14 protein-coding genes are annotated in these 19,415 nt (G+C 70.7%); 4 read left to right on the top strand and 10 right to left on the bottom strand.

What is annotated here, in order from left to right:
* Positions 1-110: 110 nt before the first annotated feature.
* On the bottom strand, positions 111-1,070 hold the full coding sequence (locus POL72_RS43240; protein ID WP_272102739.1) for a gluconeogenesis factor YvcK family protein: 960 nt from the start codon (positions 1,068-1,070) through the stop codon (positions 111-113).
* Positions 1,071-1,115: 45 nt separating this feature from the next.
* Complete coding sequence (locus tag POL72_RS52030) at positions 1,116-1,415, bottom strand: DNA methyltransferase (protein WP_373372317.1); 300 nt, start codon at positions 1,413-1,415, stop codon at positions 1,116-1,118.
* A gap of 1,307 nt (positions 1,416-2,722) precedes the next feature.
* Here POL72_RS52030 and POL72_RS43230 point away from each other — a divergent pair.
* On the top strand, positions 2,723-3,610 hold the full coding sequence (locus POL72_RS43230; protein WP_272102919.1) for a hypothetical protein: 888 nt from the start codon (positions 2,723-2,725) through the stop codon (positions 3,608-3,610).
* A gap of 179 nt (positions 3,611-3,789) precedes the next feature.
* Here the strand turns inward: POL72_RS43230 and POL72_RS43225 are convergent, their stop codons facing one another.
* The gene (locus POL72_RS43225) at positions 3,790-4,710 is read right to left on the bottom strand and encodes a transposase (RefSeq protein WP_272102737.1); all 921 of its coding nucleotides are present in this window, start codon (positions 4,708-4,710) and stop codon (positions 3,790-3,792) included.
* Positions 4,711-5,137: 427 nt separating this feature from the next.
* Between POL72_RS43225 and POL72_RS43220 the strand changes: the two genes are divergently transcribed.
* Both POL72_RS43220 and POL72_RS43215 read left to right on the top strand, forming a co-directional pair.
* Complete coding sequence (locus tag POL72_RS43220; protein WP_272102736.1) at positions 5,138-5,650, top strand: hypothetical protein; 513 nt, start codon at positions 5,138-5,140, stop codon at positions 5,648-5,650.
* 207 nt (positions 5,651-5,857) lie between these two features.
* The gene (locus POL72_RS43215) at positions 5,858-7,708 is read left to right on the top strand and encodes a hypothetical protein (protein ID WP_272102735.1); all 1,851 of its coding nucleotides are present in this window, start codon (positions 5,858-5,860) and stop codon (positions 7,706-7,708) included.
* A gap of 38 nt (positions 7,709-7,746) precedes the next feature.
* Here POL72_RS43215 and POL72_RS43210 read toward each other — a convergent pair whose 3' ends face one another.
* The 7 genes from POL72_RS43210 to POL72_RS43180 all read right to left on the bottom strand — a co-directional run bounded on the left by POL72_RS43210 (position 7,747) and on the right by POL72_RS43180 (position 18,578).
* Positions 7,747-8,607, bottom strand: a complete 861-nt coding sequence (locus POL72_RS43210; protein WP_272102734.1) for a hypothetical protein — start codon at positions 8,605-8,607, stop codon at positions 7,747-7,749.
* 139 nt (positions 8,608-8,746) lie between these two features.
* Positions 8,747-9,979: a hypothetical protein gene (locus POL72_RS43205; protein WP_272102733.1), complete on the bottom strand. Its 1,233-nt coding sequence runs from the start codon at positions 9,977-9,979 to the stop codon at positions 8,747-8,749.
* 924 nt (positions 9,980-10,903) lie between these two features.
* Positions 10,904-12,154 carry a serine/threonine-protein kinase gene (locus POL72_RS43200; protein ID WP_272102732.1) on the bottom strand — a complete coding sequence of 417 codons (1,251 nt, stop codon included), beginning with the start codon at positions 12,152-12,154 and terminating at the stop codon, positions 10,904-10,906.
* Positions 12,155-12,392: 238 nt separating this feature from the next.
* A complete protein-coding gene (locus POL72_RS43195; RefSeq protein ID WP_272102731.1) occupies positions 12,393-14,141 on the bottom strand; it encodes an ABC transporter permease in 1,749 nt (582 codons plus the stop codon).
* On the bottom strand, positions 14,138-15,382 hold the full coding sequence (locus POL72_RS43190) for an ABC transporter ATP-binding protein (protein WP_272102730.1): 1,245 nt from the start codon (positions 15,380-15,382) through the stop codon (positions 14,138-14,140). Before POL72_RS43190 ends, POL72_RS43195 begins: the two co-directional genes overlap by 4 nt.
* On the bottom strand, positions 15,379-17,517 hold the full coding sequence (locus tag POL72_RS43185) for a hypothetical protein (protein WP_272102729.1): 2,139 nt from the start codon (positions 17,515-17,517) through the stop codon (positions 15,379-15,381). Before POL72_RS43185 ends, POL72_RS43190 begins: the two co-directional genes overlap by 4 nt.
* The gene (locus POL72_RS43180; protein WP_272102728.1) at positions 17,514-18,578 is read right to left on the bottom strand and encodes an AAA family ATPase; all 1,065 of its coding nucleotides are present in this window, start codon (positions 18,576-18,578) and stop codon (positions 17,514-17,516) included. The genes POL72_RS43185 and POL72_RS43180 overlap by 4 nt, the downstream gene beginning before the upstream one ends.
* An 89-nt stretch (positions 18,579-18,667) precedes the next feature.
* On the opposite strand from POL72_RS43180, the gene POL72_RS43175 reads away from it, so the two are divergent.
* A complete protein-coding gene (locus tag POL72_RS43175) occupies positions 18,668-19,201 on the top strand; it encodes a hypothetical protein (protein ID WP_272102727.1) in 534 nt (177 codons plus the stop codon).
* Positions 19,202-19,415 lie beyond the last annotated feature (214 nt).

The raw sequence follows: 19,415 nt of genomic DNA, 5'->3' as shown, positions 1-19,415 counted from the left end.
CCGCGCCGGCGCGAGGCCACCGGGCCAACCCGGGAGCGCCGCGTCCCGGCGGCGCGCCGCGGGTGGCCGTCGAGCGCGGGGCCAGGCGCGGCGGAGCCTGGGCCGGGGCCTCACCACCACGATCGCTGGCGGGCGAGCGAGACGATCGCGGCCGAGAGCTTCTGCGGGTCGTGGCGAATCAGCTTGCCGCCGAACAGCAGATCGGCGGGGACGAGGAGGTCGGAGGCGAGCGGTTTGTCCGGCGAGGTCACGACTGGTTCAGAGCCGGCGGAGGCGTACTCCTCGAGGCCCTCGGAGGGCCAGACGTCGTTGACCAGCACGGCGTCGAGCCGGGCTTCGCCCAGGTACATGGCGATGGTCCCCACGAAGTCCTCGACCGTGTAGCCGGGGGTCTCGTTGGGCTTCGTCATCAGGTTGCACACGAACATCGCGCGGGCGCGGCTCGCCGCGATGGCCTCGCGCACGCCCTTGACCAGGAGGTTCGGCACGAGGCTCGTGTAGAGATCTCCCGGCCCGAGGATGATGAGATCGGCGTCCGCGATCGCGTCGAGCGCCGCTGGATACGCCCGGGCTTCGGGATCGAGATAGACCGAGAGCACCGGCGCATCGAGCATGTCGGAGAGGTTGTCAATCGACGCTTCCCCACGGATGGTCCGGTCGTTCTCCAGGTGCATCACGAGATCGACGTGATCCATCGTGACCGGGAGGACGCGGTTCTTGACGGAGAAGATCTCGTGCAGGCGCTCGACCGTGAGGGGGAGCGAGCCGGTGATCTCCTGCACCGCGGTGAATATAAGGTTGCGCAGGGTGTGCCCGCCGAGGCTTCCCGAGCGGAAGCGGTGGCCGAGCAGCTCCTTCAGCGCCTCCGGGTGCTCGGACAGGGCGACGAGGCAACGCGTGAAGTCGCCTGGCGGCAGGAGGCCGTACTCGTCCCGGAGCCTCCCGGAGCTCCCGCCCGAGTCCATCATGGTCACGATCGCGGTGATCCGGGCGCTCAGACCACGCAGGCCCGTGAGGAGCGTGTAATGGCCCGTCCCCCCTCCCACGGTCACGATCTTCGGCGTCGCCATCGGGGAGCAGGCTACCATGCGGACGAGCGGGGCCGATACCGACCGTCAGGCCGCCGAGATCTCGGCGCGCGGCTGCGGCGCGCACTTCGCGAGGCGGCGCGACGCGACGGCGTGGTACGTGGGCGCGATCTCGGCGCTGTAGCAGCGCCTCCCTGCGGCGAAGGCCGCCACCGCGACCGAGCAGAGCCCCCCGAATGGCTCCCAGACGACATCGCCTGGATCGGACGATGCGCGGATGATGCGATCGAGCAGCTTGAGGGGCTTCTGGTTGCCGTGGATCGACCGGGTGTCCTCCTTGAAGCGTTCGGGGCCGCGGACCGCGGGCTCCTGCCAGACGTTGGTCACGCCGACCTCGCAATGGAATTTCGCTCTCAGGGTGGCCCACTCTTCACCCGTCAACGGCCGCTTGCCGTCGACCGAGAAGTAGGGTCGTCCCTCGGGGCGGCCGTGCGCGTTCGCGAAGGCGGCGATCTGCTCGAACGCCGAGGCCGGGGGGTAATACCAGAGGTGGCAGCGTGTGAAGTACTTCCTCGTGGCCGCGTTCTTCACGCCGCACGCCTCGTTCGTCTGGCACAGGGGGAGGCCCGAGCGCTCCCACTCGTGCCGCAGCCAGGCCTTGAGGGGCAGCCGCACGCCGCTGCTCTCCAGGAGGACCTTGCGCACGTACTGAACGCACACCTCGCTCACCACGGGGAACTTGCGCAGCGTCCGGGTGTTCGCGTTGCCCGCGATGTGGGCGATTCCCTTGTCCCAAACGTGGCAGGTCCGGTACTCCCATCCGTGCTGCTCGAGCAGCGGGTGCACCGTCGCCCAGCCGATCTCCGTCGCCCAGAACCAGAGGGTGGCGGACGGCAAGGCGCGCTCCGACCAGACGGCGACGTGGGGCTCGTACCATGCGGCGAGCCCGTCGTGCGTCGGGGGATCACCGGGAAAACCGGAGACGCCATAAGCACCGTCGGAGACAATCACGGTGGGTCTCGGCCAGGAGGCATAGTGCTCCAGCGCGTCGCCGAGCGTCAGGGTGGGGTGGAGGTTGGTCGATGCGCGCTTCACGGGGGGCACGCGGCCATCCAATCGAACTGCGCGGATCTGTCAACAAAACGGCGGAACTCGGCCCCGGCGACCCGCGTGGACCCGCGCGCCACGCGGCGCGGGCGGGGCGGGCCTCCGCCGGGGGGCGTGCTTCTCGTGGCGCGCTCCGCCGGCGCCTCGGGCCCTCGCCGACCGCGCTCCCGGAGCGCCCGGGTTCGGCCGATCCGTACGATATCGCCGCCCTCCTGTCGACGCCGGGCGCAACGTCGGTCGTTACGGCCGCCGGGCGCAACGTCGGTCGCGACGGCCGCCGTCGGACGCAACGTCGGTCATGACGGCCGTCGGTCGGACGCAACGTCGGTCGTGACGGCCGTCGGACGCATCGGACGCAACGTCGGTCGCGACGGCAGCGCCCTCGCCGTACCGCCCGTGACCGCCGCGCCGCCCCTGCGGTGGGCGTCGACGCGCGGATCTACGAAGACGTGCCCGGAGGTCGCCCGGAGGAGACAGCCTGTGGAAATGAGGGGAACACTATCCGCGCAGGATCGCGCACGACCCGTGTGCCGCCTTCGCGCCGGTGATTGAAGAGATCGCTCGTTCGGCGTATGTTCGGTGGCTTGGTGCGCAACTTCGCTTTGCCGGCGCTCCGCGGCGATGCCCGCGATGAGGCCGACACCGGTGTGACCAACCTACGCGGGGCCATCGATTCCACACGGGAGGAAATCATGAATGCATTGAAGCGCATGAGCTCGAGAGCCGCTGTTCGCGCGCTCCCGGCCGCCGTTCTGGCGGGGTTGAGCCTGCTCGCGCCGCGCCCGGCTCAGGGCCAGACGGCCGAGAAGCCAAGCCATTTCTACTGGGCCGACACGCTCGTGACCCACATCGCACCGGTAAACAATGAATATGGTAGCAGCACGACCTATGTTTATTGGGCCGGCGTAGGAGGAGCCACGGAGTATCGGAGCCGCAGCCTGTGCGCGTCGTTCGTCACGAACGTCCTCAAGCAGGCCTATCAGCTGTCCGTCTACGACATCAACACATGGTTCGGCAGCATGAGCCCGAACGCCGCACTGTACCACGACAGGATCATCGAGGAGGTCGGCTTCGAGCAGATCATGACCGTGAGCGAGATCGAGGCCGGCGATATCGTCGCGATCGAGTATCCGGCGGGGAGCACGGCGAGCGGGCACGTCGCCATCGCGGCAGGCGCTGCGGTGCCACGCGTGGCGACCTATCCGTTCGTCACGGGGACAATCCAGTATACTCTCCCCGTCCTCGATTCGAGCACCACGGGCCACGGGACAACCGACACCCGGCGCAACGCGGACGGCTCCTGGCACCCGGGTGTTGGCAGGGGTGTCATGCGCCTCTATGCCAACAGCAATGGAACAATCGTGGGACATGCCTGGAGCACGCAATCGGGATCGACCTACTATGGGACGCAGGTGCGCGATATCGCCGTCGGCCGGATCACCGAGCCGTATATCGAGCTCCCTCTACCGCTGTAGCGACGCGCTCGAACCGCCCGCGCTTCCTCGGCCACCAGGCTGGCTCACGCGATCGCCGCGCCGCTGACGTCTAGTTTCACACAAAATTACACGATCGTGCACGCGAACGGAGGGCGTCCGCCGCTCATTCGCCCTCGATCAGCAGCCCAGATGCCGCGTCGACGTGCCGATCGTTCCTGTCACGATACGAGCGCATCATCGTTCACGGCCACGCCGTGGAACACGCGCATCCACCACGTTTCTGCGGGAAACACCACGCTGCGCAGCCCTGCACGCCATTGTTGGAGCGCGTCACGGTATGCCGCGCGAAATGCGCGGACGGCGGCAACCGCGGTTCTTCGTGCGTCTGAATACCCTCTCCCCACCGCAAACGTTGGATTGAGGCCGCGAGGCGCCTCGAGGCTCGTCGCGCGAGCGTCGGGCGACACCGTGCATGCGCGCTCGGGGCCGAGGAAACCGCGGCCATTTCGATGAACCGCGGCGCGCGCCTCGGCTTCCTTCCGCTCGAGCTCCGCCGCCACATCGCGCCGAAAGGCGTCCGCGTCACCATCCGCCACATCTGGCGGAAGCGAGATCGCAATGGCGGCGTGCTCAGGCCATGCGGGGTTGCTCGAAGCAAAGTAGACGTCAGGACGCCTCGCCCGCAGCTCGCCACGGCCGATTTCGTTGACGAGCACCTTCGCTCCAGGCCATTCCTTCGCACGTCGCACCAGCCCCGCCTCTACCGGGTTCGCCAGTGAATATGAAATCTTTTCCACCACGGCCGCCCGCGTCAAGAGGCGAACAACGCTGGTCGCTTCGTGGCCCCAGACCGGCCCCTCCCAGGTTCGGAGCACCTTGGTCCCCAGCGCCACGAGACGATGAAACAGCTGCAGGAATCGCGGAAGTACGCCTTCGACGTCAGTGACGACGATGTGCAGGTGCGTGGACATGGCGCACAACGCATGCAGGCGAATGCCGTAGCGCCTGGCCGAAACCGCAAGTGCATAGATGATCAGCTGAGTGATCGCGGCATCTGGCCTGAAGAGGAGGTGTCGCCGCAACGCGCGTCGTGTGAGGAGATAGGTGGCACCTGCAACAATAGCGCGAGGCTGGCTCATGGCTGCCGACTATGCCAAACGCGTGCCGGGGCTCGCGGCCAATGATTTCGCACACTTAATTTTTCGAGACCCTGGCGACTGCTGTTTTCCGCTGGCGCCCGCCATGACCTATGCCTGGGACCGCCCCGTAGACAACACGTATCGGGTCTCACCAAGCCACCAAGGCAACGTCGGTCAGGTCGACAGTCAACGGCAACGTCGGTCAGACCGGCCGGGCCGGCAGGCCGGGAACGTCGGTCAGGTCGACAGTCAACGGCAACGTCGGTCAGCCCGGCAGTCAGCCCGGCAGTCAGCCCGGCACGGGCCCAACAGGGGCCTCCGTTTCCGGTTGACATCTGGCACGGCGCATGGATCAACCACATTGCGCGCGTTCATGGTTGTCGACCTCGTGCGATGCTCTCGCCCGCCATGCTGCTGGAGAACTCCCATGCACCGACCCCTCCTCGCCCAAGGCCTCGTGCTGTCGCTCTCGCCGTTCGGGTGCTCTACTAGCCCGGAAATTCCTGAAGCGTACGGCATGGCGGTCATGACCGTGAACGGGGAGAGCTTGGTGCTTGACACGGGGGATAGCGGCAAGCTGCCTGTCCCCGGATTCGACGACAGCTGGGACGTTGACTGCTCCCGCCTCAATGGCGAAACCAATCTGGAGCTGGTGGATCACTCGAAGGACAGGAGGGGCTTCTACTACCTCGATCTCCATCTGCTCGGCAGCGAGCGCAAGGGCGGCGACGCTGCTGTCGTGAACATGCGAATGTACGTCGACGATGCGCTTTTCTATGGCTCTTGCCGTGCGACGCTCCGGACATCGTCCGAGGACTCGCACGAATGCAGGTTCTCTTTCGCTGACTGTGGCCTGAACTTGCTCGGCGCTGCCCAGGACGTTGTCCCAGCGCGCCTCGAGTTCGCGTCATTCCACTTGAAATGGTGCTTCGTCCCGTGAAGGGGCGGGGCGCGGTATGTCCGAGGACAGCTCCTCCGCGGCGCGTCGTGGCTCGACACGACCGACGCCGCTCCACAGGGCGTCCCCACAGAGCGCGAGGCGCTCGCACCGGGCGCGAGGTCGGGCGCTGCGTGCCGCAATGAGGCTTGGCGGAGTGCCCCGAGGCGGCGCTGGCCGGCGCGTCTGCCCGCAGGTACACCTCGATCCATGGTCGATGCGTCTCCCCGGCGGAGGTTCAGCGCCGCGTTCGTTCGGTGGTCTCGCCGGGTCCGGCGGCGGCTCGCGATCGATCTGGTCCTCACCGGCGCCGCCGCTGGGATGATGCTCGGCGCGGTAGGCGCAGCCGTCGCCTGGCACATGCGGCAAGGCGCGCTGCGCCCCTGGATGGCCGCGGGCGGCCTGCTCGGCGCTGTGGCTGGCGCAGCGGTGGCGCACCGGCGCCGGTGGACTGACCCGAACGTCGCGTTGTTTCTCGACGGCAAGCTCGGCTCCGCCGAGTCGGTCTCCACGGCCGTTGAGCTCGCAGCAGCCGAGGACGCGACGGACGGCGCGCCCGGCGCCAGCACATCCGCGGCCCGCCAGGTGGTGTTCGCCCACGCGGCGGCGGCCCTCGATGCCGCGACCGCCCGGCAAGTCCGCACGCCCCTGTGGCGACGCTGGCATGCCGGAGCGCCCCTCGCGGCAGCGGCCATTGGCTATCTCAGCTGGCTCCCCCTGCCACCAGCGCCCGCGGCGGCAGCGCCCCCACCCGGGGCAGAGCAGGTGCGCCTCGCCGAGATCGCCGGCCTCGAGCGGGTGGTCCGGCTTGCCGAGATCGACCCTCGGGACGCGGAGCAACACGATCGACTGAAAAAGCTCTCGGACGACGCGAAGAGGCTCCGTGAAAAGCTGAAGAGCGGCGTCGAGCGCCGCGAAGCGCAGGCCGAGCTCGGCAGGCTCCGCGACGCGATCACGGCCGAGCGGCTGTCGCTCGGCGAGGGCGAGCAGCGTCATGGGATGGAGTCGGCGCTCGGCAAGCTCGGAGAAGACCCTCAGCTGAAGCGGGCCGCGAAGGCGCTCGGCGATCGCGACCTCGTGGCGTTCGACGAGGAGATGTCGCGGCTCGCGAACAAGCTCGAACGGGACGACCGCGAACGGGCCAGGAAGGTGCTCGAGGAGGCCGCCGAAGCCGCCAAGAGGGCCGGCGCTCCCGGCGTGGCGAAGGCGCTCGAGGAACAACGCAAGCTGCTGGATCAGCGCGGCAAGCAGGCCGACGCGTTGAGGGAGCTGGCAGAGGCGCTCGGCGACGGGCTCGGCGACGAGGGGCGCGACGCGCTCCGCGAGCTCGCCCGGACCGGCAGCGACCGCGACGCGCGGCGGCTTGCTGGCAGCCTCGAGAAGGCGCTCGAAAAATTGAGCCCCGAGGAGCGCAAGCAGCTCGCCGAACGCTTGAAGCAGCGAATGGCGCAGTCCCCGGAGAGCGCGCTCGGAGAGCCCATATCGAAGGAGCAGATGCGCGAGCTCGCACGGCAGCTCGAGACGCCGGACGGACGGCAGCAACTCGAGGAACAGCTGCGCCGGATGGCCCAGGAGGGGAGCCCGAGCAGCGAGGAATCGAAGCGCCAACGAGCGCTCGACGATGCGCAGCGCGAAGCGGGCGAGGCCGAGGGGCAGCTCGGGGGGACGCCGCTCCCGATGCCGATCGCAGGCGGGTCAGGCCAACCGGGGTTGGGCAGCGGACAGGGCGGGCAGCAGGGGTCGTCGGGGGGCGGGGACGGCAAGCAGGGGCCGGCGCAGCCAGGTCACTCGGAGGGCGGCGGATCGGGCAGCCACGAAGGGCAGACCGGCGCGATCGCCGGGGGTGAGCTGCGCTCACGCGCCAGCGCGAGGCTCAACCCGGGTAGGCCGATGCCGGGGATCGTGACGGGCCGAGCAGCCGGGCGCGCCGGAGACACGGCCAACGTGCGCGGCGAGAGCGCGCTCGGTGTCGTGGGTCCCCAGGAGCTCGGCGGCGTCGAGCGCAGCGATGTCCCCGAAGAGTACCGCGAGCAGGTAGGCCGTTACTTCCAGCCGCGCTAGTCCGAGGACGAAACGTGGAGCGCGCAGCGGCCACCGGCCTAGAAGCTCGCGCCCAGCAGCAGGCCGTTCGCCTCTCCGCCCACGAACGGCGCGGCATACAACCGGGGGAGCCCGGCCTTGGTGACCGGCGTGCGGCTCGACGCGGAGAACGCGTACAGGGCCGTCCCCGCGAGCACCACGCCACCGCCGAGGAAGCTCCAGAACGAGACGTTGGCGAGCGTGGTCTGGGCGTCGCGCAGGTCGGTGCGCCTCGCGCTGCCGAACGGCTCCGTCGCCGCGGACTCGCCCTTTGCCGTGGAGAGGATCGCGAAGGTCACGCCCGACGCGAGCCCGAGCAGCCCGACGGCCCCGCCGGCGACCACCAGCGGAATGTTCGGGCCCGAATCGAGGCTGAGGGCGATGCTCTGGTCCGAGCCCCTCGCCACGAGCAGCGAGGTCGACGTCCTGGCGCCAGCGCGGCGTGCGTCGATCGTGCGCTTGCCGGGATCGACGAACACCTCGGTCGCGAGGGGCGAACGCCCGACGAGCTTGCCGTCGATGAGCACCTCGGCATCGTCGACGTTCACGCTGATGCGAAGCGCTCCGACCTGCGACCGGGCGACGGCGAGCCGCTTCTGTAGGAAGCTCTTCTTCTCGGCCTTCTCGCCGAGCGGAAAGGTGTTGAGCGCGTACAGGAGGTGCTCGGCCGCCTCGCGGGGCTGGTTCACCTCCAGCTCGACATTCCCGAGGTTGCCGGCCACGTCAAAGCTCTGCTGGAGATCCCACGCCGCCTGATAACGCGCCTCGGCCTCGGCGAATCGCGCTTCATCGTAGAACCTGTTCCCCTCCCGGTAGAGCTGCGCCGCGCGCTCGCCCGCGCGCGACGTCGCAGGCGGGGCGTCGGTCGGAGAGTTCGGCATCAGCCGAGCCTCGCCGGTCGCGCTCGCGACGCTCGGCCCCAGAAGAACCGCCGCGCACGGGAGGAGTAGAGACAGGTATTTCAAGAATGGCTTTCGCATGGTGGCTGGCGGGAGAAATGCAATCCGGAGAGGCGACGCCTCAGGGGAAGGGACGCGGGGGAGCGGTCGTCCCCGGGGGCGTTGTGGGCGACGCAGAGGGCGCGGACGGCGGGACCGGTGGTGGGATCGGAGGGCTAACAGCCGAATCGTAGATGTCGTCCGCCGCGGTCGTAGGCTTGGTGGGACGCTTCACCTGCACAGCAGGACGCGTTGATGACGGACGAGCGGCGACCGTGGCCGCGGAGTGTGCGGGCGGCGCGCTCGGCTCCGCCGAGGGCGACGCCGTCGGAACCTCGGGCACGGCGGGAACGGGTCGCTCTGCGGTGGGCGGCGGCTCGATCGCCGCCGGAGGCGGATGTTCGGGCTGCGCGCTCGGCGTGGGGGTCGCGAGGCCGCCGGGATCGGGCGTGGGAACGCGGCCGCCCTCGGCCAGCGTCGGATCCTGCCCGCTCGTCGGATTGGCCGCACGCCACAGCACCCAGAAGCCTGCGACCGTCGCGCTCCCCAGAAACACGAGCAGCGCGAAGAGCGCCAGCGTGGCGCGGCGGCGGCGCGCCGCGAGCACCGCCGCGGCGGCCGCTGCGGTCACCGCGGCGGCGTCGGGACGCGCGGCGGCCGGCTGCAGCCCCGCTCGAGAAGCGGCGGCTGCTGGCTGGGGGGCGGCTGTTCCCATCGGCCTCTGCTTCCGGGACGACTGCCCGCGCGGGCCGGACGACTCGTCTTCGGGCGGCGGCCAGACGCCGCTGCCGACACCGACGCGGGCCGTGCGGACGCCACCGGGACGCGCGCCGCCCTGCCCATCGGGAGCCCCCGGGGGGCCCGGCAACCCCTGCACAGGGATCCTGCGCATCGTCGGCCGGTTCCGTTCGTCGACGCCCTTCAACAGCGACGGCGCTACCTGGATCTTCTGCTGATCCATCGCCTGGTGCTCGCGATTCGGGGGCAGCGTGACCGGAGGAACATACACCTGCTTGTCGCTCGGCCCCGCCTCGCGATCCTGGCGGCGCCGCGGCCTGGGCTCGCCCCACTGCACCATCCGCTCCGCGGGTGGCGCTGCGGGGCCGGTGTTTCCATCTTCAGGCCTGCGGCGCGGCTCCTGCGTTAGCGCTCGCTGTTGCGCCGGCGAGGGGTGCTCTTGCGATGCAAAATTCGGCGTGTCGTACCCGCGCGGCGGCTGCTGCGGCAGCGTCGGTTGCTGCGGCGCGGCGTCGCCCGCAGCGCCCTGACCAGCCGGCTGCCCTGGCGAGCTCTTGTTCGCGTTCCTGTTGGTCATGCCTGCCCCTCTCGCCACGCGCAAAAGGCGCGCTGCTGCCCAACGTGGGCAGCAGCGCATCGAGCCCTCGGTGCAAGACGTCGCGCTGTCATGGGCGCACTCCCGAGGTGATCTGCCTCGACCGCTGCACTGCAGACGGCGTGGCGGGTGCCGCGACAGCGCTCCGACGAGCCCGGGGGCACGGGAGGCCAGCGTCGAACGTGCGCTGGCCCGCGCACGATACCTCGGAGCTCGCTCGGGGACAGGGCCACGGCATGGACCCGAAGATACTCCACCCGGCCGCCACCACCACGCACCCAAGCGTCACCACCCCCTCCGGAGCGATGCCAGGGTCGCCCCACGGGAGGGCACGGGCATCGGGAGCTGGCGCCGTCATGGACGTGACGGTGCCGGCTCCTGATGCTCGAAGGCTCCGATGTCGCGAACCATGACGTCGCGCGAGGCGCGGCTCCGCGGATCGACGGCGCGCAAAGTTGACCCTGGCCACCTTCTTGCTTCCTCACCGAACCACGCGGGTGTTGCCCACTACTACGCCGCCAAACTTTCCGTGTGCCATAGCATCGATTTTTTGCATCCAGATCGCGTCCACGGCCCGCACCCAGGTTGAGCCTCTCTCCTGCCTCCCGGCCTGGCCCCGCACCCAGGTTGAGCTTGGCCCTTGGCCCTCTGGCCCTCACCCAGGTTGAGTTGCCTCGTGGCCCACACCCTGGCCCTTGGCCCACCCAGGTTGAGTTGCCTTGCCTCGTGGCCCACCCCCAGGTTGAGCCTTCCACCACGCCGAGGTTGACCCCTCCGAGGTTGCCCCTTCCGACCCAGGTTGGCCCTCTCAGCCTCAGCGCTCCCATTCCGCAGCCCGCATCGTAGCGGGTTCGTCGCGCCGGGTGACGTTCCTGGCATCCGCGGCGACGACGCCGTACCGGCCTGTCAGCCCACGAAGCTCACCAGCAACGCCAGGGTGAAGCCGAAGAGCACCACGCTCACCACCAGCAATCCCATGGCCGCCCAGCTGGCCTCGGGGCGCGCGGGCCGTCGCGCGCGGCGCGCCCTGCTTCTGTGCGCCTCCGAGGCGCGCTGCTGCGCAGCTCCTGGGGTGGGCTGCGCAGCCATGTCCAGCGCCGTCAGGCCGAACGCCTTCACGGTCGCGCTCAACGTCGGTGGGAGCACCGGCGCCCGGACCGGCGGCAGCGTAAGCGGCGCCGTGCGCTGCCAGTACGACCCCGATGGTACGACCGACCCACCATCGACCCCTCTCGATAGCCCCGCGGCGATGCGCGACAGCTCCGCCGCGAACGCCGCAGCGTCCGGGAAACGGAGCTCCGGACGCTTCTCCAGCGCCCTCATGATCGCGCGGTCGAGCTCCGGCGGCACCAGTCGTGGCGCATGGCTGGACGGCGGCGCCGGGACCTCGCTCGCGTGGGCGCGCACGAGCTCGTGGACGCGCCTCATATGCTCGAACGGATCGCGACCGGCGACCAGCGTGTAGAGCACCACGCCGGCCGCATACACGTCGGTGCGCGCATCGACGGCGAGCCCGCAAGCCTGCTCGGGCGAGAGATAGCGCGGCGTACCGACGAGCACCCCCTCCTCCGTCTGATAGAGCGACGGCGCCGGCGCGCGCCCATCGCCGCGCGGAGCGACCACCTTGGCGATCCCGAAATCGAGCACCTTCACCACGCGCCGCCCCTGCGCGTCCGCGTCGCACACGAAGAGGTTCTCGAGCTTCACGTCGCGGTGGACGATGCCCGCGCCGTGCGCCGCGGCGAGGCCCGCCAGCGTCTGCGTCACGAGATCGAGCGCCTCCGTCGCCGGCAGCGCGCCGCGCGCCGCGAGCTCCTCGCGCATCGTCCGGCCATAGAGCCGCTCCATGACGAGGAACGTCCTCCCCTCGGCGGTCCGCCCGAAATCGGTGACGGTCACCAGGTTCGGGTGGGCGAGCCGCGCCAGCGACTGCGCCTCGACGCGCATCCGCTCCACGAGCCGCGGCTCGCGGTTCAGGTCGCGGTGCAAGAGCTTCACCACCACCGGCTTGTCGAGGCCCACGTGCGCCGCCTCGATCACCTCGCCCATGCCCCCTCGCCCCAGCCGACGCACGGGCCGGTACGGCGTTCCATCCAGCAAGGTATCGCTCAGCTCAGGCGCCGCGCATCGGCAGTCTTCGTGCGAAGGCAAGGCCATCCTCTGCGGGTCGAGGTGGTGCCGCCGTCGTCACACGACGCGAGGAATCGAGATCCCCATCTCGCTCCCGGACCTCGAGCGCGCGAGCGCTCTTTTCACACGCTCGCCACAGGACGCCCAAGATTTCAACAGATCCGCGCGCAGCGCATCCTGCTGCATTCCCCGGTCGCGATCCAAATTTCCACACAAAGAGACGTGCACGTACGATTTCGGAGCGCGCCGCGATCGCGCTCCGTGATCAGGCGGCAGTGCCCGCGGCGCTCCCTGGCCCGGCGTGCTCGGGCGTGGCCGCGTGCGGCGGCGCTGCCTGCTCCGCCGCGAGCGCCGCCTCGTCTTCCCGGGCGAGGAGCGCGTCCGTCTCGGCGAAGGCCGCCTCGCGTTGCGCGACGACGGCAGCGCAGCGCGCGCGGGCCGCGGAGAGCAGGCCGAGCCCGACGGCGACCCAGCCGGCTGCGGCCGTGTACCCGGCGGCGATGACAGACCCTGCATCGCCCTGATCGGCCTTGGAGAGCATCACGAACGCGTAGAACGGCGACGGGGCCGCGACGAGGAGAGCGCTCTCGCTCGTGTCGAGCTCCGCGACGAGGCCCGCGATGGCGGCGACGATCCATGGGCCGACCGCGATCGTGAAGAGCAGCGTCAGGAGCAGCGCCCGCGTCACCAGGGGCGAGGCGATCCGCGCGCGAAGGAACGCGCCGAGCCCGACGAGGAACACGTAGACGGCGAGCGCATAGACGGCGACGTGCTGCACCTGCTGCGCCTGGATCTCCGGCGTCGCGACGGGCGCGCCGAGGCTCAGCCGGTGCCCGATGAGCCAGAGCGCGGCGATGGCGGGGACCCCCACCGCGAGGAGGAGGTACGCCGAGCGCATCACGCCGGGGCCGAAGAAGCGACGCAGCCGGCTGGCGCGGCTCCGAGCCCAGTGAACCTCGACGCGGCGCGATGGGCCGATCGGCTCACCGGCAAAGAGGAACACGCAGAAGATCAGAAACGAGAGCGCCGCGCACACGCCCGCGACGATCGCGGGCATGCGATCGGAGGGGTCCACCGAGAGCGCCGGCACCGCGACGGCGGCGGTCGCCACGGGCGCGCAGACCGCGAACCACGTCTTCAACCCGGAAGAGCGATCGTCGCTCTCGCTCGTGAGGTTCGCGACGGTCACCTGGTACAGGAACCACGCGGGCATGCCGATCGCCGCGATCGGCAGGAGGATCAGGAAGAGCACGTAATCGAGGCCGAGAGGCGCGCGCTGGTAGGCGATCGGGAGCCAGATCGGCGGCCCCTCGGGCACCTCCGGCCAGGCCAGGTGGGCCGCGTACGAGAGCCCCGAGCCCCCCGCCGAGAACAGGCCGATCGACAGCGGGAACGCGAGCAGCAGCGTGACGAGGATCGCCGCGCGCAGGCTCGCCATCTTCGAGCTGATCGCCAGGCCGAAGGCCACGCTGAGCAGCGCGATCAAGAAGAGGAACAGGAAGGCGATCACCACCTCCATCGCGGTGATCCCGCCGAACAGGAACGGCAGCGCCCCGACCGGCGCGAGCATCACCACGTACATCGAGATCGCCGTGTACGCGGCGAGGAACTTGCCTCGCGCGATCTCGCCGGGCGGGATGCCCGTCAGGAGCACCGCCTCCCAGGTGCGCCCCTCGCGCTCCGAAGCGATGCTGTTCGCGGCGACCGCCGGCCCGACCAGCGCCACCACGAAGTACGCGAGCGAGAAGAAGACCTGGAACAGGATCACGCCCGTCTTCGCAGGCGCGATTTCCTTCGCCGCGATGCCGCCGATGGTCGCCACGAGCAGCGCCATCAGCACGGCCAGCACCAGCAGGATGATCGGCGTGCGGGCGAGGCGCGCCGCCTGCTTGAGCTCACGGATCCAGATCGGGTTCGGCTCGCGCAGGACGTGCCCCACGCGATGCCGCGCCCGATCGACGAGCCGCTGCGACGCCGGACCGGCGGGCGGCGATGTGCCAGTCTGCACGCTCACTGCACCTCTCCTTGCGTGACCTCCAGGAAGATCCTCTCGAGCTCATTGCGCTCCGGCTCGACGCCGATCACGCCGACGCCGCTGCGCACGAGGTGCTGGACGATCTCGGCGATCTTCACGTCGGTGCCCACGTAGCCGACGTGAACGGCTCCGGCGACGATGTCGACGTCGGTGATCCCCGGCCCGCCCCTGACCAGGAAGGCCGCTGCCTCGGGATCGCCGAGGACCCGCACCTTGACCTTGCGCCGGGAGATCTGCGAGAGCGCCGGATAGGCCGCCTGCCCGGCGCTCGCCAGCCCAGCGGCGTGCGGCGGGTGCGGGCCGTATCCGGGCGGCGGACCGTCGGCCTGCGAGCGATCGACGGCTGCCGGATCCGTCGGCGCGCCGTCGGGCGTGGCCGCCCCGGGTCCGTGCCGCGGCGGCGCATGCCCGTGCGCCTGCGCCCCGTACGCGCCCGGCACGACGGCGTGGCGCGGCGGCGCGTGCCCGTGCGCCTGCGCCGCGCGCACCGCCTCGAGGCGCGCGGCGATCTCCCCGATCGGCCCGGCGACGACGAGGCGGCCCTTCTCGAGGATGCCGATCGACGTGCACACGTCGGAGAGCTCCGTGAGGATGTGCGACGAGAGGAAGATCGTCTTCCCCAGGCTCCGGAGCTCGAGCAAGAGATCGCGGATCTCGATGCGCGCGCGCGGATCGAGATCGCTGGCCGGCTCGTCCAGGATAAGGACCTTCGGATCGTGCAGCAGGATCCTCCCGAGCTGGAGGCGCTGCTTCATCCCCTTGGACATCGTGGCGACGATCCGGTCCTGGATCTTGCCGAGGTCGGTCAGCTCCAGGACGGCGTCGACCACGTCGAGCGACGGCACCCGGAAGGCGTCCGCGAAGAACTCGAGGTACTCGCGCACCGTGATCCTGTCGTAGACGCCGGCGTGATCCGGCATGTACCCGATGCTGCGACGGACAGCCGCGGGGTCGATCGTCACGTCGACGCCGTCGATCTCGACCCGCCCTGCCATGGGCTCGAGCAAGGTCGCCATGACCCGGATCGTCGTCGTCTTGCCCGCGCCGTTCGGCCCGATGAAGCCGAAGATCTCGCCGGGGCCCACGTCGAAGGTGACGTCCTTCAGCACGTCGAGCGCGCCGAAGCGGTGCGAGAGGTGCCGGACGCGGATCGTCGGCCGAAGCCGCTCGATCTGCGCCGCGGCCGTGGAGAGCGGAGCGCCGCCGAGCGCCGCGCTCACGGCCGGCCTCCGTAGCCGACGACCCGCACGAGCACGCGGTCGCTGTCGATTCGCAACCCGGAGTCGCTCGCGCGCCCCTCGCCGCCGTCGAGCTGGCCGAACAGCACGGGCACGCCGGCCGGGAACCAGTCGACCGATCCGCCGGCCGCCTCCTCGATGGCCAGCCACGCGGCGCCGAGCCCCGGGACGTCGGGCTCGAGGAGCGGCGTCAGCAGCCTCCCGCCGAGGTCGTGGACGTCCATGCCGCCGACCCGCCGCGCGGAGCCGGCGTGCGAGAGCCAGCCCTGCCCCTCGCTCCGCGCCGCGAGATCAACCCCCGCGCGCGACGAGACCCTCTCCCCGTCGCCGATGCGGGCGAAGTAGCGGGCCGCGCCCTCCGGTAGCCACAGGACGCCGCCTCGGAGGTCGCGGCCGCTCCGGTTGCTCACGACGATGTCGCCGCTCGGATCGGCGACGATCGCGATGCCGTCCCCGAGCGACGCGGCCCCGTCCTCGCGCACGATCACCGTCTGCCAGGGGAGCGCCGCGACCTTCGTCAGCCGGGCGCCGTCACGGTCCACGAGCAGCCGGTCGCGCCGCTCGGAGAGCTCGGCGACCACCGCCGTGCTGATCACGCCGCTCGGGTCGGTCGTGCGGACCGTGAGCTCCTCCGCGCTGGCGACGAAGAAGCCCCGGAACCGGCGCACCGCGCCCTTCGTCATGCCGGCCCCCGCCTCGATCAACGTGAGGTGCCGCGCCCGGCCGCGCACCCCCTTCGCAAACAGGCCCACGCCGACGATCACCGCGAACGTGACCGCAGAGAGCACCGGCAGGTACCAGAGCGCGCGGAGCGGCCTCCCCTGCCGCGCGGCGCGCGAGAAATTGATCGGACCGGCGAGCACCGCGTAAATGCAGAGCAGCAGCGCGGAGACCCCGATCGCCCAGCGGGAGCTCTCGTTCGGATCGAGCTCCCGCCGCACCGGATCGAGGTCGACGCCCATCGCATCCTCCCCCGGGCGGAAGGCGACCGTGGAGCGACGGTCGTAAGCGCGGCGAGCGAGATCGGCCACACGGATCTTCACCCACGGGTCGCTGGCCGCGGGCGAGCGCGTTGGGTCGAACGCCAGCAGGTGCACCTCGCCGAGGCCGTAGAACGCCGAGCTGCCATACGGGCTCCCGCGCAGGTTGCCGCCCGACCAGCCGCAGAGCGACTCGGCCACCGCGGGGGTCGCGCTCGGCGCGGGCAGGAGCACGTTGCCCTGCTTGCCAAAGCCGCTGGAGCCGCCGGGCGGCGCGATCTCCGCGAGGGTGGGCGGCGCGATGGGCGCCCTCGCGACCTCACCGCCGACGAACGCCGCGAGCGTCGGGTGCCGCAGATCCTCGGGGCGGGCGACGGACAGCGCCAGCGTGCCGCCGGAGAGGACGAAGCCGGCGAGCGCCTCGAGCTCGGAGCCGCTCAGCCTGGACAGCGTGTCGGTGCGCATGAGCACGGCGTCCGCCGCGTTGTACAGGGCCGCCCGGTCGGGCAGCAGCGGGTCGCCGGTCGCGCTGTCGAAGCGAGGCTGCCCGACCCAGAGGACAGGGCTCGGCGTCCCCCCGGGCGCGCGGCTGGTCGATATGTACAGCGGCGCGATCGGCGCGTCGTGGAGGCCCCCGCGGAGGAGCGACCTCTCGCTGACGTCGAAGAGCACCACCGCGTGTTGCGAGGTCGACGAGAGCCCCTGCGACGACACCTGTGCTCCGCCCTCATCGAGCGCCCGCACCTGCACGTCGCCGAAAGGCGACACGTGCACCGGCACGCGCACGTCGACCGACGCGCCCGCCCCGACGGCGTACGGCGCCGACGCGACGAAGACGCGCTCATCGGAGTAGCGCTTCGACTCGACCTCGACCTCGCCCCTGGCCGCCCTGCCGCCGTTGTTCTGGATGCGCACGACGACCTGGTTCCAGCCCCAGGGTATCCCGCCGCTCGTCCCGAGCACGGGCGCCACGTCGACGACGAGCTCCGTCGCGGTCGACAGAGGCGGCGCCTGCCCGGACGCGGGCCCCGCCGAGAAGAGCGCCGCGAGCGACGCCGCCCCCGCAAGGCCCTTCGCGCCCCTCCTCGGCGACCCGCTCCGGATCGCCTGCCCCCGCGGCTCATCCACGCGCCTCATCGCCGGATCGCCTGCGCCACGGGCTCGGGGCGCGCCTCTATCGCGGAGAGGAGCGCCGCGATCACCTGATCTGTCGTGATCCCCTCCGCCTCGCCCTCGAAGGACCGGATCATCCGGTGGCGGAGCACCGGCTTCGCGACCCGCTGCACGTCGGCGAAGGCGACGTGCGCCCTTCCCTGGAGGAGCGCCACGGCCTTCGCGGCCAGCACCAGCGACTGCGCGCCGCGCACGCCGGCGCCGAACCGGAGCGACCTCCGCACGATCTCGGGCGCCCCCTCGGCCGCCGGATCGCTCGCCCGCGTGAGCCGCGACGCGTACCGCATGACGGGCTCGGCGACCGCGATGTCGCGGCAGAGCGATCGCAGCGAGAGCACGTCGTCGCGGGTGAGCACCCGCGGCGGCGGCCCGCGATCGTGGCCCGTGGTCCGGGCGAGGATCTCGGTCATCTCGTCCTCGGTCGGGCTCGGCACGAGCACCTTGAGCAGGAACCGATCGAGCTGCGCCTCCGGCAGGGGGTAAGTCCCTTCCATCTCGATCGGGTTCTCGGTGGCCAGCACGAAGAACGGCTCCTCCATCGCGTACCGCGTGCCCGCGATGGTGCACGCGTGCTCCTGCATGGCCTCGAGCAGCGCGCTCTGCGTCTTCGGCGTCGCCCGGTTGATCTCGTCGGCCAGGATCACCTGCCCGAAGATCGGCCCCTTGTGCAGCGAGAAGTGGCGCGAGCCGTCCGCCGCCGCGACGAGCACGTTCGTGCCGGTCACGTCGCTCGGCATGAGATCCGGGGTGAACTGGATGCGCGAGAACGCGAGATCCAGGCAGCCGGCGATGGTCCTGACGAGGAGCGTCTTGCCCAGCCCGGGCGCCCCCTCGAGGAGGACGTGCCCTCCCGCGAGGATCCCCCAGAGCGTCTGCTCGATGACGTCGTCCTGCCCGACCACGGCCTGCCCGATCGCCTCTCGCAGCCGCGCGCTCGTCCGCTGGGCGAGATCGAGCCTCGCCTCGAAGGAGGCGGGGGCCGTACCCTGCCCGCCGTCAATACCCGCGCCTGATTCCGCCGCCATCTGGTCGCCCTCGGCCGACGACGATAGCCGGCCGCGCCCCGCGCGTCGATCGGACCTCGCCATGCTATGTCTTGCGAATGAGGATGCTTATGTTGACCTGCCGCCGTGGGCTCGCCTCGCTCTGCCTCTCCGCGCGCACCGGCGCGGCGCTCACCATGGCGCTGTCCCTCGGCGCGAGCGCCTGCGCCTCGGTCGTCGGCGAGCATGAGGTGGAGACCAAGTTCCTCGTCAAGCCCACCTCGCAGTCGGTCTTCTCCGGATGGAGCGAGCTCTCCGTCTCGGAGGACCCGAACTCGGTCGACAGGGCCGAGCTCATGTACATCCGGCTGGAAGCGCGCGACAACAACGTCCCCGACCTCACCTTCATCAAGAGCGTCTCCGCCTCGGCCGTCGTCGACGGCAAGTCGACCGTCGTCGCCAAGAAGGCGCCGATGCCCACCGGGGAGCGCATCGTCCCGCTCGATCGGGTCTATAACGACGACATCCGGCCCTTCTTCTACAAGAACGACGAGAGCGGCGATTACACCGTACACGTCGACTGGGAAGGCAAGGTCGATCTGACGAAGACGATCCCGCCCGAAGGGGTATGGATGAAGGTCCTCGTCGCCGTCCGCATCGAGTGATCGCGCCGCTCGCGGCGCCCCCTCCTTCTCCCACACTCCTCGCGGCGCTTCCCCTGCGCCCGTCCTGATCGGCTCCTCGGCCATCCAAGCTTCCATCTCGTCGCTCGGTCCAACTGGAGAACCGAGAGCGCACCGCGCGCGAGAGCGAGGCCGGACAGGCGGAGTTCATCCGCTGGAGCCGCGCTCGTCGGCGTGCGCCGTGCGCTCCGCACCC

It is taken from the genome of Sorangium aterium (genome assembly GCF_028368935.1).
Taxonomy (GTDB): domain Bacteria; phylum Myxococcota_A; class Polyangia; order Polyangiales; family Polyangiaceae; genus Sorangium; species Sorangium atrum.
The sequence above is the reverse complement of the archived record's forward strand: the minus strand, read 5'-3'. Positions and strand labels throughout refer to the sequence as shown.

Coding starts and splice junctions, on each gene's coding strand:
- POL72_RS43205 (WP_272102733.1), bottom strand. CDS start 9,979: ATGACCAACAGGAACGCGAACAAGAGCTCGCCAGGGCAGCCGGCTGGT.
- POL72_RS43210 (WP_272102734.1), bottom strand. CDS start 8,607: ATGCCGAACTCTCCGACCGACGCCCCGCCTGCGACGTCGCGCGCGGGC.
- POL72_RS43225 (WP_272102737.1), bottom strand. CDS start 4,710: ATGAGCCAGCCTCGCGCTATTGTTGCAGGTGCCACCTATCTCCTCACA.
- POL72_RS43215 (WP_272102735.1), top strand. CDS start 5,858: ATGGTCGATGCGTCTCCCCGGCGGAGGTTCAGCGCCGCGTTCGTTCGG.
- POL72_RS43175 (WP_272102727.1), top strand. CDS start 18,668: ATGTTGACCTGCCGCCGTGGGCTCGCCTCGCTCTGCCTCTCCGCGCGC.
- POL72_RS43220 (WP_272102736.1), top strand. CDS start 5,138: ATGCACCGACCCCTCCTCGCCCAAGGCCTCGTGCTGTCGCTCTCGCCG.
- POL72_RS43240 (WP_272102739.1), bottom strand. CDS start 1,070: ATGGCGACGCCGAAGATCGTGACCGTGGGAGGGGGGACGGGCCATTAC.
- POL72_RS43180 (WP_272102728.1), bottom strand. CDS start 18,578: ATGGCGGCGGAATCAGGCGCGGGTATTGACGGCGGGCAGGGTACGGCC.
- POL72_RS43185 (WP_272102729.1), bottom strand. CDS start 17,517: ATGAGGCGCGTGGATGAGCCGCGGGGGCAGGCGATCCGGAGCGGGTCG.
- POL72_RS43200 (WP_272102732.1), bottom strand. CDS start 12,154: ATGGCCTTGCCTTCGCACGAAGACTGCCGATGCGCGGCGCCTGAGCTG.